Raw genomic sequence first — 12,392 nt, 5'->3', positions numbered from 1 at the left:
TATCTTGCCGTTTTAGCTTTCCCGGACGGTGCGGCGCTGTTCTGATTTTACACTGTAAAGAAGGAGCGCAAATGCGAACAGGAACAAAACTCCGGTTACATAAAACACAGATGAAATGCCGGAGATGACGGATACGTAACCGCCAATCAGCGGCCCTGTTACATTCCCGAGAAACCGGAAACTTTGGTTATAACCGAGCACTTCGCCTTGCATGCTGAGCGGCGCTTCGAGGCGGATAAACGCCACAATGCTCGGGTTCATCCCGCCGATCACCATGCCGAACAAAAACCGCAAAATAATCAGTTGCCATAAATGGCTTACGAGAGCTTGCGGCACCATGAAGGCACAGGCAAGCACAAGCAAAATCAAAAGAATCCTTGCATGCCCGTATTTATCGCCAAGCATGCCCCACTGCCTTGCCAAAAGCAGGTTGCCGAAGCCGGTGGCGGAAAAAGCAAGCCCAGATAAAAATGCAATATTGCCTGAACTTGTCAAATGGCTGACATACAGTGCCAAAAGCGGCTGAACACAAAAGTTCGCCATTTGGATCAAGAGTGCAATCACCATAACAGTAATCAAAATCCGGCGGCTGACAATTTGTTTCACAACAGCGAGGGGAGAAACAGGTTTCCCTTTTCGCCGGGCAGGATCGGCACGTTTTTCTTTAATGCCGAAAACAACGCCAAGCGCGGCAATCGAAATGGCAACGGCTGTAATCATAAAAGTGTATTTAAAACCAAAATTGTCCGCAATCGATCCGCCAATCAGCGGCCCGAATAAGTTTCCGGAAACATTGCCCATTTGCAAAGTGCCGAGCACCTTGCCGGCTTCCTCCTTCGAGGTCTGCTTGGAAATGAGCGCCATGGAAGTCGGGATAAACCCGGTCACGATCCCCATGAAAATCCGGGTCAAAAATAAAGTGGCGACATTGTCCGCAAGCCCCATAAACAACAGGCTCGCGGCAATGCCGAACCCGGTAATAATAAGCGTCGGTTTAAAGCCGTATTTGTCGCCGATGCGCCCCCAGATTGGCGACATAAAAAAAGCAACCAGAAAGGTCACGCCAAAAATATATCCGGCCCAGCGCTGGACATAGCTGTCGCTGAAGTGGCCGAATGTTTGAATATATAACGATAAAAACGGAACGATCATCGTTAAGCTGGCACCTACTAAAAAGTTACAGACGAACATAATATACAAATTGCGTTTTTCCTGGCTCATCAGATGAGAAAATCGCCTCCTTGCGCAATAAAAAAAGATAAAAGTATATAGAGTAAATATTTCGTTGACCTAAATATTATTATAAAACTTATCACCGAAACTTCAACAAAACCGGCTTGTAAAAAAGGTGTCCGTTTTTTGACGGAGGAACTTTACCCTTGCATCGTATGCTTGAAACGCACTTTTGTATAGGACGGCCCGCACATCTAGTATATGTTTGAAATCCGAACCCCATTTTGGAAAAGTTTGGATCCCGCCCGTTTTGCCACAAACAGTTCCGGCCGGGCCATGTACGCGCAATTTATCAAGTAAAACGGCAGAGAAATGTTGGATCGTGTTTGAAAGGGAATGATGAAGGAGGATATCCTATCATTTTCAAAGTAAACGAATACAAAGGCATCCGGCTGATTTAAGGCTGGTATATCAGAACATGGAAGGCAAAATCCGGATCCACGGATTTGGGCATCGGCATTTGGCACTGGATATTTACGCGCGGCTTACAGGAAGGAAGTAAAAAGAAGCATTCCCCGATTCCCTTTTTGCCGCAGAAAAAAGGGGATATCACGTTTTCCCTAACAGTATCATTGCCCCTGCCATCAGAAAACCCGCTGGGAAAATCATCCAACGGGTGATATGCCATATTCTTTCATCAAACTTTTTAACGCGGCGATGCTTTTCCGGCTGTAAAGTGTGTCCTCTTTTTCAAGCTTTTCCATCAGTTCGCAGACAGCGGTTTTCAGTGACGCGTCATAATCCGGAATCTCGCCGTTGTACGGTTTTGCCGTTTTTCGCGGAATATTCGCCTGTTCCCCGAAGGCCAAAGCTTTCCGCTCGTGAAAAAACGGCACATCCCCTTCATTCGGGTGGTGCAAATCCCCCTGGGCGGGATGCTTTAACACGGCCAGCACCTTAAATACATAATGGTCGGGAAACACTTGCGTAATTTCGCCAATATATTTCCCGGTTTTTTTCGTTGTCACAATCTTATCGCCAACTTCCAAACCGATTCCCCCTTGCGCTTTTACTACCATTATGGTGAAAAAGCCGAAAAGAAGCAAAAGAAAACGTTTGGACTTTTTGCCCGGATTTTAGTAAAGTAGACAAGAATAGTGAAACAAATGGAGGTTTCAAACATATGGCAGAAGAAACAATGTATCCGCAGCTTCAAGCGGAAGTGCATGAAAACGAAACGGTCGCAGACATGCAGACAAATATGGGCACCATCACGATCAAGCTGTTTCCAGCCTTTGCGCCGAAAACGGTCGAAAATTTTGTCACGCACAGCAAAAACGGTTACTATGACGGCTTGACGTTCCACCGTGTGATCGACGGGTTCATGATCCAGGGCGGGGACCCGAGCGGAAACGGGACCGGCGGCGAAAGCATCTACGGCGCCCCGTTCGAAGACGAATTTTCAGAGCGGCTTTTCAATTTCCGCGGCGCCTTGTCCATGGCCAACGCCGGCCCGAACACAAACGGCAGCCAGTTTTTCATCGTCCAAAGCAAAACGGTCGATCCCGGCATGAAAGGGCAGATGGAACAGGCGGGTTACCCGGCTGAAGTCGTGGAAACTTATATGGAAAAAGGCGGGACCCCGTGGCTTGATTTCCGCCATACCGTATTTGGCCATGTCATTGAAGGCATGGAGGTTGTCGATGAAATCGCCGGTGTCCGTACAGGCCTGCAGGATAAACCGGTGCACGATGTCATCATTGAAAAAATCACCATCCGTTAATCGTTGATGCTATTGCCGGCCTTCCCTGCAGCTCTTTCCGGAAACCTGGCCACCAGCACCGCATGAAAAATGCGGTGCTGTATCCGTTTTCTTTGTGGCTTTCGGCTGTTATAATCGATTAAAAGGGGGAGATGCCATTGTTTCCATACCTCATCGGATTTCTGGTTCAATTTCCGCAGGAGAAAAAGTATTATATCCCGGCTTTGATTTCACTTTCATTTTTTGTGCTGCTTGCGGTACTCGTGTTTTTCATTTTCCGGAAAATCAATGAAAAGCAGGTAAAGCAGGCAAAAAAACTGGAAGAAGAAATCATGAAGAAAAATCGCTTTCTACATTCGGATTAGCGTTTCTTTTTTTATAGGCGGCAGATGCCCGGCGTTTCCGGTAAAAAGGCAGGAAAGGGTGTCATGTTGCTTCCCCGATGAGTTGTGAACGTTGGATGAAATGAAATAAATGGCTTGTATAATCGGGCGGATTCATATATCTTATATGTAAATGATGTAATCTTTTTGTAACATAAACTACTTTATTGGGGTGATCGGCCATAACCAGGAAGAAAGGTCTTCTCATTGGCATCATTGCGGCAGTTGTCATCATTCTTTTAGGCGGTGCCGGCTATTACCAGGCTACCCGTTTTAACCCGCATGTCAAAATCAACAGCGTCAAAGTCGGCGGCATGACCACTGAACAGGCGATGAAAAAATTAAAGTCTATGACATTAACAAATAAAGTTTATGTCGGAAACAAAGTTTTGGTGGACGGAAAAGATACAAAGGTCCGTTTTACAGACGGCGATATGGCGAAGGTTAAACGCGTTTTCAAAACCCAGCGCACATGGATTCCGTCTTTTAAAGAGAAAGATTATATGATCATGCCGGGGCGGACGGACCACTACCGCAATGTGACACTGAAGCAGCAAGTTTCCAAAAAACTGGAACAGCAAAATAAAAATCTGCAGGCGCCAAAAGATGCACAGGCTTATATGAAGGACGGAAAAATCGGCGTATCGAAAAGCAAAAACGGCAATCAATACGACATTTCCGCCATGTTAAAGGCATATGACAAGCAAAAATACAACAGTGAAATTCATTTGCGCCCGGTAAAACTTCAGCCGGTCCGGGAAAACAGCAGGATTGTAAAGCAGGAAAAGCAAAAGCTTGAAGAACTCTCAAACAAGACGGTCAACTATCTCCTGCAGGAAAAGAAATACCCGTTCAAGGCAAGCGAACTGATTCAAAATGCATCCGTCTCCAAAGATATGAAACTGGCAATTGACCCGTCCGGCATCCAGTCGCGGCTGGAAGAGTTGAACAAGGAGAAATCGACGCTCCATAAAAACTTCAGTTTCAAAACGCATGCGGGCTCCGTCATTTCCGTAAAAGGCCAGTCGTATGGCTGGGCGATCGATACGAAAGCGGAAGCGAAACGGATTGCGGACGCCTTCCAAAACGGCAAGGACACCGTCAAGGCCTACAATATTTACGGCGAAGGGTACAGCACGATCGGCGTCGGCTACCATGTCCTGGCCGAAAACGGGATTGGCGATACGTATGCGGAAGTGTCGATTTCCGACCAGCGCATCTGGATTTATAAGGATGGCAAGCTGAAAGTCACAACCCGGGTTGTAACGGGAAGGCATGACACAAATGAAGATACGCCAAAAGGGGTCTGGTATATCGAATACAAAGAGTCCCCGTCTGTACTGGAGGGCAGTGAAGCGGGCAACCCGAATTATTCCGTCAAGGTAAAATATTGGGCACCTTTCACGCTCGGCGGTGTTGGTTTCCATGATGCGGGCTGGCGGAAGAACTGGGCCATGGACGCCTATCTCCACCACGGCTCCGGCGGATGTGTGAACACGCCGCCAAGTGTCATGAAAACCGTCTATGACAACCTGGAACAGAATGAACCGGTCATCGTTTATTAATGGCCGGGACGGCTTCTATACGGGCCGGTTACTGTTTTAGATAAAGGGGCTGTCCCTAAAGCCCCTTTATTTGGCTCATAAAATTCATGAAGCTCTTGTGGGCATAGTGACGGAAATTCATAAACGCTTGTATCAAAAAAGGGGGCTCCCATCAGCCGTTTAACGGTTTTTGGGGCAGCCCCTTTTTTACATGGGTTTAAAATTCTTCATAGGTTGCCGGATCCTGCCCAAAAGTCCTGCCGTCCGGGTGGCTTAATCCGGATATGGTGCGCATCTCTTCTTCAGAAAGCGAAAAATCAAAGATGGACAAGTTTTCCAGCTGCCTTTCCGGGGAAGCCGATTTCGGGAGCGGAATGGCGCCAAGCTGTGTATGCCAGCGCAAAATCACTTGCGGAACGGATTTCTGATGGGCCGCAGCAATTTTTTGAATCGCCGGATCTTCAAGCAGATGGTTCGCTCTTCCAAGCGGGCTCCATGATTCCGTTACAATTCCGTGTTCTTCATGCCAGGCGCGCTGCTCCTCCTGTGCGAAATAAGGGTGAAGTTCCACCTGGTTTATGCTCGGCGCAACCCCGGTTTCTTTTATGATCCGTTGCAAATGCTCCGGCAAAAAGTTGGAAACGCCGATCGAGCGGACAAGCCCCCATTTTTGCGCATCGACAAGCGCCTGCCACGCTTCCACATATAAATCTTTGCTTGGGTTCGGCCAGTGGATGAGGTAAAGGTCAAAGTAATCGAGGCCGGACCTGTACAATGATTCCTGAATGGTCTGGACCGCTTCTTTATAAGCATGGTGCCGCCCCGGGAGTTTCGAAGTGATGCGCAGCTGTTCACGCGGAACGGAAGAGCGCCGGACCGCTTCGCCGACCGCTCCTTCGTTTTCATAATTAAATGCCGAATCAATCAGGCGGTAACCCGCATCAATGGCGCTTACGATCGCCTGGACGCCTGCCGCCCCGTTCAGTTTGTATGTGCCGAATCCGACGGCCGGAACGGTCATCCCGTCGTTCAGTTTGATTTCAGGAATGGAAATGGACAATTTCTATCGCTCCTTTCGTATTTTGTAATCAGTATACCAATGGCTGGAAAATGCGTCCATTTTGATGATTGATCTTGCTGCCTTGGGGCAGAGAAAAACCAGCGTAAAATTTAAACCAGCGGGTTCAGGCGAAAAGATCCAAAACAACAGGCACAGCCCCCCGCGAAACGGCGGGCATGAACCTCCCATGGTGGCTTCGCATTCGCTGGAAAAAAAGCAGCCGGCATGAAAAGTACAGCAAAACCAAAGGGGATCTCTGGAAAAATCAATCAATCGCCGGAAAGCCGCAAGAAATTGGCGATGGGAGGCGCTCCGGGAGAAACCGGTATCATTTCCGGAAAAGCAATTAAAAAAGCAGCTGCCCAGAGAACAGCTGCCCGTCTTTATTCCGGCCTTACGGAAGTTTGTGCTAAAAATTCTTCGTCATCCGGATTCCTTCCGTACCGTTTCCCGGTGTTCAAAGAAGCGATTTTTTCCATGTCTTCCGGGGTTAACGAGAAATCGAAAATCTCGCTGTTTTCTTTAATCCGGCTCGGGGTCACCGATTTTGGAATGACGACAATGCCTCGTTCCACGTGCCAGCGCAGCACAATTTGCGCCGGGGTTTTGCCGTATTTTTTCCCAAGCTCAACCAAAACAGGCTGCTCAAGCAGGTTTGTTTTGCCCTGGCCGAGCGGGCCCCATGCTTCATGTAAAATATGATGCTGTTTCAGAAATGCATGCAGTTCATTTTGCGGAAATTCCGGATGTGTCTCAATTTGGTTGATCACCGGCACCACTTCGCTATGGGCCAGCAAATCTTCCAAATGGTGGATTTGGAAATTCGATACGCCGATCGCTTTTACTTTGCCTTCATGGTAAAGTTCTTCCATTGCTTTCCATGTTTCAATATATTTCGGTGACGGCCAGTGGATCAAGTAAAGATCCAAATAATCGGTGCCAAGACGGTCGAGGCTCGCCTGGAAAGCGGCTTTTGTTTCTTCATAGCCGTGGTCGTAGTTCCACACTTTCGACGTAATGAAGATTTCTTTCCGGTCTACGCCGCTTTCCCGGATTGCATCGCCGACATATGTTTCATTCCCGTAAATCATCGCAGTATCAATATGGCGGTAGCCGGTTTCCAGCGCGGCTTTCACAGCGTTTTTCAACTCATTTTCTTCTTTTACAAGAAAAACGCCGAGGCCGAGTTGCGGGATTTCAACGCCGTTATTGAATGTTAATTTTGGAATCGTTTGAGCCATCCTTCATTCCTTCTTTCGCTTAGATATGTAAGTGTATGATGATTTTAACACAATCAGGCAGAATTTTGCACGCACAAGGACTGTGAGCGCAAGTTTTGACGGTTGGAACACCGGTTTGTTATATTTGGAACGAACTTTTCCGCCATTTACATAGCGGTTCAGGTGCAAAAATATCAGGCGTAAGGAGTGGTTTTGCAATGAATGATTTATTTACCCCGTACAAGCTGAAATCGCTTGAAGTGAAAAACCGTATTGTCATGCCTCCTATGTGCCAATACTCCGTTGAGAAAAAAGATGGCGTTGCCACTGACTGGCATTATGTCCATTACGTCAGCCGTGCCATCGGGGGTGCCGGCCTGATCATTATTGAGATGACCGATGTGGAGCCGGACGGCAGAATTACCGACAACGATCTCGGCTTATGGTCTGATGAACAGATCGCCCCGCTTGCCAAAATTGTGGAAGCGTGCCATCAGTACGGCGCCAAAGTCGGGATTCAAATCGGACATGCCGGCAGAAAAGCACAGGACGCAAAACAGCCGGTTGCCCCTTCCCCTATCCCTTTTGATGACAATGCAAAAACACCGAAGGCATTAACGAAGGAAGAAATCAAAGAAGTCGTCCGCAAATTTGGCGAATCTGTCCGCCGCGCCGTCCAGGCCGGTTTTGACACGATCGAACTCCACGGCGCGCACGGTTATCTGATCCATGAATTCCAGTCGCGCTATACAAACAAACGGTCAGATGAATACGGACAGGATTTGGCATTATTCGGAAAAGAAGTCATCGCCGCTGCCAAAAAAGAAATGCCTGCTGACATGCCGCTTATTATGCGCATTTCAGCCCGTGAATATGTCGATGGCGGGTATGGCATTGAAGAAAGCATTGCATTTTCGAAGGCGTATAAGGAAGCGGGTGTTGACCTGTTTCATATCAGTTCCGGAGGCGAGGGCCCTATCGGTGCAGACGGGCGCCCGGGGACGCACGCTGCTTACCAGGTGCCGCTTGCACGCCGGATCAAAGAGGCTTTAAACGTTCCGGTCATTGCTGTCGGCCGGCTGGAAGACCCGGTTCTTGCCAATGCGGTAATCGGAAACGAAGAAGCAGATCTTGTTGCGGTCGGCAGAGGCATGCTGCGCAACTCGTACTGGGCGCTCGAAGCCGGTATCGTGCTCCGCAAAGACGCAGGTATTCCGGTCCAATATACAAGAGGATTTCCAAAAAGATAAGGAAGGCTGTTTGCAGCGGCCGCCCGTAGAAGTTCCCGAAGCGAACACTTGAAGCCGGTACCGCGCTGGAAAAACGGTCCAATATACAAGGGAATTTCCAAAACGGTAAGGAAGTCTGTTTGCAGCGGCCGCCCGTGCATTCTGGCTGAAAGGATAAAAAGCGAATCCAAAAAACAGGAAAACAGCGCTCTAAACGAGGCGCTGTTTTTTCTCTTTACAGCATACAAAAAACGGGGCCGGAAAACCGGACCCGCAAAAATAAAAAAAGGGGGAGTACTTATGATAGTGCGGCTTCCCGAAAGTCGCCCTCACTAAGGAAAGCATTGTAGTATTAGGATAGCCGTTGTGAATGAAATTTAAACCTCTTATAAAATTATTTTTTTCCGAGCGCTTCCAAAAATACGGAAGCGGCTACATCAAGAACAGTGGAGAGTTTTAATATTGTCTGTGTGGTCGGAATTTGTTCCCCGGTTTCGTACTGTTCGAGTGTATGTTTGCCAATCCGGGCTTTCACGGCCAGTTCTTCGATGCTCATCCCGTTTAATTCACGGTAAAATTTCAACTTCTCGCCAAAGCTATTCATGAGACGCCCTCCCTTAACGATTATTTTAAATAAAAATACTTCCTTTCCATATTCATTTCTTTATTTTATTGTAGCATATGGGCGGGTGGCAGGCTGAAGCAATTTTTTGAACTTTTTTAAACACGGGCACGATAAAAATGATAAATAAAGGTTCCGGGTGCCTGCCGGGGCCAGGCCTGAAAAATATTTGGGGAATGACATGCACTCGTGACTATGATATAATATTTTATTGCGTATAACAGGAAAAAACAATACTAGGAGTGTTTTCATGTCAAATTATGAAGCAGGAAATGTATACACCGGAAAAGTGACCGGAATTAAGCCGTTCGGCGCGTTTGTAGCGCTTGATGAAGAGACACAAGGCCTTGTCCATATTTCCGAAATTAAACACGGGTATGTCAAAGATATTCACGATTATGTCCACATCGGGGATGAAGTCAAAGTAAAAGTGTTGTCGGTAGACGAAGAAAGCGGCAAAATCAGTCTTTCCATGAAAGCAACGGAAGAAGCGCCGCATCAAGACACAAGGAAACCGCGCCGGCGCCAAGGTGCCGTGAAAGCCGCCGAAGAGTCCGGAGAAGGTTTCAACACGCTGCGCGATAAGTTAAAAGAGTGGATTGAAAAATCAAAACGTGAAGATTTGATTAAAAAATAATCGGGCGATTCCGGGCATACAGATTGTCCGGATTTTTTTTATCCGAAAAACGCCGGGTCTGCCTGTGGGGATAAATCCGGTGTATGGATCTCAGTTCCGCCGTGAGCTGGCTGCAAATTCCGCTTACGCCGCTGCCCGATTTAAAGTGCGATGCAAACCGCTTGTACGCGCAAGCCCGCCGGATGGATGGCGGGCGCCGCCGTTTCTCTGCAGAATAGTTTCTTAACACGCTTTGCCGGGTGAATCCGTCTGAAACCACGTGCCATGCTGCATGGCAGAATGGTTTGCCTAACGCGGGGAAATCTGCCCGCGTATTATTCTATATATAGCGGGATATAAATGGTCAATTCGGGTTCATCGCTTAAAGGTTCGTATGATGCCGGATAATCTTCACGATGCTCAAGCTGCCCCTGAAAGACGGTGTAGCCGTTTTTCCTGATCCATTTATACAATTCGGCATACGCTTTTTGCACGCCTTTGCCTTTATATTTCGCAGCCGCAAATGTATACGAAGGAACAGTCAGGGCTGTCATGCCTTCCGGAACCGCTTCTATGTAGGCCACTTCGCGGACAAGGTAAAAGGAAAACAAGCCTTCATCATCCTGCGGGTGGTAGGAAAGCCCGGTCACAACACCGGGATCGGTGCAATGGCGGATTTTCCCCATTTTTTGCTTAAATTGATGGAAAAATCTTTTGATATCCCCGTTTGCCGCCTGCTCGAAGGTACCGGTCCATTTGCTCCCGACCGCGTTAAATGCGTGTTTCTGAACAATTTGAATTTCCAAGCTGCACACTTCCCCGCTAATCTTTATAGCTTCATTTTAAATGAAAAAAGAAGCGGGCGTAAAGGAAAAAAAGATAAAAAAACACAAAAAAAGGCAGGCATGCTGCACTGCCTTTGTTACAATGAAAACACGGTTTCCCAAGGCTGTATCTCTTATCTCGTCGGTTTTGCCTGGGTGGACCGCTCCACTTCGGCATCCGGTTTGAAAAGCAGGCCGAGGTTAATCAGGCCGCAAATGCCGACAATGCCGTAAATGACCCGGGAGATTGCGGAATTGTCGCCAAAAATAGCCGCCACCAGATCAAAGTTGAAAAAACCGATAAGGCCCCAATTGATCGCGCCAATAATCGTGAAAATTAACGCAATTCTTTGTACAATGCTCATTTCTCTACCTCCTTGTTCAATGTACAGGAATAGCATGGCAAAAATCTGCAAACATTATGCATGCAGGAAATGTGAGAAATTCGTTACATTCCTTGCGAAAAGGGTAAAGATTCGATAAAGTGGAGATGGTAAATCGATAACAGGAGGATCTGGACAATGACGCATATTCAGTTTGATTATTCAAAAGCGCTCGCGTTTTTTAACGAACATGAAATTACATACTTAAGCGAACCGATTCGATTGGCCCACAAGCTTTTACATGAAAAAACCGGTGTCGGCAATGATTTTACCGGCTGGCTGACATTGCCAAAAGATTATGATAAAGAAGAATTCGCCCGTATCCAAAAAGCAGCGGCAAAAATCCAAAGTGATTCCGACGTGCTGCTTGTGATCGGCATCGGCGGTTCTTATCTTGGTGCCCGTGCCGCAATTGAAATGCTCAACCACAGCTTTATGAACGTGCTGCCGAAGGAAAAACGCAAAAACCCGCAAATTTTCTTCGTCGGCAACAGCATCAGCTCCACCTATATGAAAGATTTAATGGACGTTCTGGAAGGCAAAGATTTCTCCATCAATGTCATTTCCAAATCCGGAACAACGACAGAACCGGCGATTGCTTTCCGTATTTTCAACAAACTGCTCATTGAAAAATACGGTGAAAAAGAAGCAAAAGGCCGCGTCTATGCGACAACGGACCGCGCAAAAGGAGCATTGAAAACGCTGGCTGATGCGGAAGGCTACGAAACATTCGTGATTCCGGATGATGTCGGCGGCCGTTACTCTGTTTTAACGCCTGTCGGTCTGCTTCCGATCGCAGTAAGCGGCGTCGATATCCAAGCGATGATGGACGGGGCGGCAAAAGCCGTTGATGATTTCTCGAACCCTGAAGTAGCGGAAAACATTGCCTACCAATATGCGGCTGTCCGTAATATCCTGTACCGCAAAGGCAAAACGATCGAAATGCTGATCAACTACGAACCGGGGCTGCAATATTTCTCCGAATGGTGGAAACAATTATTCGGCGAAAGTGAAGGGAAAGACCAAAAAGGCATCTATCCTTCTTCCGCAAACTTCTCGACCGACTTGCATTCCCTTGGCCAGTATGTCCAGGAAGGCCGCCGCGACTTGTTTGAAACGGTCGTAAAAGTAGAGCAGGCGCGCGAAGAACTGACAATTGAAAAAGAAGAAAACGATTTGGATGGTTTGAACTACTTGGCCGGCCGTACCGTTGACTTTGTGAATAACAAAGCATTTGAAGGTACATTGCTTGCCCATACAGACGGCGGCGTACCGAACCTGGTGGTCTCCATTCCGAAAACCGATGCATACACATTCGGCTACCTCGTTTACTTCTTTGAAAAAGCCTGTGCGGTAAGCGGCTATTTGAACGGCGTCAACCCGTTCGACCAGCCTGGTGTGGAAGCATATAAGAAAAACATGTTCGCACTCCTCGGCAAACCGGGCTATGAAGATTTGAAAGCAGAACTCGAAAAACGTTTGAAATAATGCAGAAAAAAAGCAGGGCAATGCCAGCCCTGCTTTTTTTCTTGGATAAGGCAAACGCAAGCCAAAACTTCCAGCTGATTCAGATGAA

14 protein-coding genes are annotated in these 12,392 nt (G+C 47.5%); 7 read left to right on the top strand and 7 right to left on the bottom strand.

Going from position 1 to position 12,392, the window contains the following annotated elements; all coding sequences use genetic code 11:
- Nucleotides 1–12: 12 nt before the first annotated feature.
- On the bottom strand, nucleotides 13–1,221 hold the full coding sequence (locus NST70_RS11800) for an MFS transporter (RefSeq protein WP_061575146.1): 1,209 nt from the start codon (nucleotides 1,219–1,221) through the stop codon (nucleotides 13–15).
- Between the two features lie 617 nt (nucleotides 1,222–1,838).
- Nucleotides 1,839–2,222, bottom strand: coding sequence for a kinase-associated lipoprotein B (locus tag NST70_RS11795; protein WP_019721416.1), 384 nt, complete (start codon nucleotides 2,220–2,222; stop codon nucleotides 1,839–1,841).
- Between the two features lie 134 nt (nucleotides 2,223–2,356).
- On the opposite strand from NST70_RS11795, the gene NST70_RS11790 reads away from it, so the two are divergent.
- The 3 genes from NST70_RS11790 (at nucleotide 2,357) to NST70_RS11780 (ending at nucleotide 4,883) form a co-directional block, all read left to right on the top strand.
- Nucleotides 2,357–2,956 (top strand): peptidylprolyl isomerase, encoded by a 600-nt coding sequence (locus NST70_RS11790; protein ID WP_342475153.1) that lies wholly within the window; start codon nucleotides 2,357–2,359, stop codon nucleotides 2,954–2,956.
- A 137-nt stretch (nucleotides 2,957–3,093) separates the two neighbouring features.
- Nucleotides 3,094–3,300, top strand: a complete 207-nt coding sequence (locus tag NST70_RS11785) for a hypothetical protein (RefSeq protein ID WP_061575144.1) — start codon at nucleotides 3,094–3,096, stop codon at nucleotides 3,298–3,300.
- A 332-nt stretch (nucleotides 3,301–3,632) separates the two neighbouring features.
- The gene (locus NST70_RS11780) at nucleotides 3,633–4,883 is read left to right on the top strand and encodes a L,D-transpeptidase family protein (protein ID WP_342475151.1); all 1,251 of its coding nucleotides are present in this window, start codon (nucleotides 3,633–3,635) and stop codon (nucleotides 4,881–4,883) included.
- Between the two features lie 196 nt (nucleotides 4,884–5,079).
- Here NST70_RS11780 and NST70_RS11775 read toward each other — a convergent pair whose 3' ends face one another.
- Together NST70_RS11775 and NST70_RS11770 are read right to left on the bottom strand one after the other, a co-directional pair.
- Complete coding sequence (locus NST70_RS11775; protein ID WP_013860102.1) at nucleotides 5,080–5,922, bottom strand: aldo/keto reductase; 843 nt, start codon at nucleotides 5,920–5,922, stop codon at nucleotides 5,080–5,082.
- 383 nt (nucleotides 5,923–6,305) lie between these two features.
- Complete coding sequence (locus NST70_RS11770) at nucleotides 6,306–7,163, bottom strand: aldo/keto reductase (RefSeq protein ID WP_061575142.1); 858 nt, start codon at nucleotides 7,161–7,163, stop codon at nucleotides 6,306–6,308.
- A 197-nt stretch (nucleotides 7,164–7,360) separates the two neighbouring features.
- Between NST70_RS11770 and NST70_RS11765 the strand changes: the two genes are divergently transcribed.
- Entirely contained in the window at nucleotides 7,361–8,392 is a 1,032-nt protein-coding gene (locus tag NST70_RS11765) for an NADH:flavin oxidoreductase/NADH oxidase (RefSeq protein ID WP_342475150.1), read from the top strand.
- 373 nt (nucleotides 8,393–8,765) lie between these two features.
- Here the strand turns inward: NST70_RS11765 and NST70_RS11760 are convergent, their stop codons facing one another.
- Nucleotides 8,766–8,975, bottom strand: coding sequence for a helix-turn-helix transcriptional regulator (locus NST70_RS11760; protein ID WP_019721420.1), 210 nt, complete (start codon nucleotides 8,973–8,975; stop codon nucleotides 8,766–8,768).
- Nucleotides 8,976–9,243: 268 nt separating this feature from the next.
- Here NST70_RS11760 and yugI point away from each other — a divergent pair, with 268 nt between their 5' ends.
- The gene (gene yugI, locus NST70_RS11755; RefSeq protein WP_013860098.1) at nucleotides 9,244–9,630 is read left to right on the top strand and encodes a S1 domain-containing post-transcriptional regulator GSP13; all 387 of its coding nucleotides are present in this window, start codon (nucleotides 9,244–9,246) and stop codon (nucleotides 9,628–9,630) included.
- Between the two features lie 83 nt (nucleotides 9,631–9,713).
- Nucleotides 9,714–9,848, top strand: coding sequence for a hypothetical protein (locus NST70_RS11750; RefSeq protein WP_342475147.1), 135 nt, complete (start codon nucleotides 9,714–9,716; stop codon nucleotides 9,846–9,848).
- Between the two features lie 96 nt (nucleotides 9,849–9,944).
- Here NST70_RS11750 and NST70_RS11745 read toward each other — a convergent pair whose 3' ends face one another.
- Nucleotides 9,945–10,424 (bottom strand): effector binding domain-containing protein, encoded by a 480-nt coding sequence (locus NST70_RS11745; protein ID WP_258921252.1) that lies wholly within the window; start codon nucleotides 10,422–10,424, stop codon nucleotides 9,945–9,947.
- A 143-nt stretch (nucleotides 10,425–10,567) separates the two neighbouring features.
- Nucleotides 10,568–10,798 (bottom strand): DUF378 domain-containing protein, encoded by a 231-nt coding sequence (locus tag NST70_RS11740; protein ID WP_014097577.1) that lies wholly within the window; start codon nucleotides 10,796–10,798, stop codon nucleotides 10,568–10,570.
- Between the two features lie 156 nt (nucleotides 10,799–10,954).
- Here NST70_RS11740 and NST70_RS11735 point away from each other — a divergent pair, with 156 nt between their 5' ends.
- Nucleotides 10,955–12,304, top strand: a complete 1,350-nt coding sequence (locus tag NST70_RS11735; protein WP_013860095.1) for a glucose-6-phosphate isomerase — start codon at nucleotides 10,955–10,957, stop codon at nucleotides 12,302–12,304.
- Nucleotides 12,305–12,392: the final 88 nt, after the last annotated feature.

The organism is Weizmannia sp. FSL K6-0777 (assembly GCF_038593185.1).
In the GTDB taxonomy this organism is placed as follows: Bacteria; Bacillota; Bacilli; order Bacillales; family Bacillaceae_C; genus Weizmannia; species Weizmannia faecalis.
Note: the sequence above shows the minus strand (reverse complement) of the source record. Positions and strands in the feature narration are given on the sequence as shown.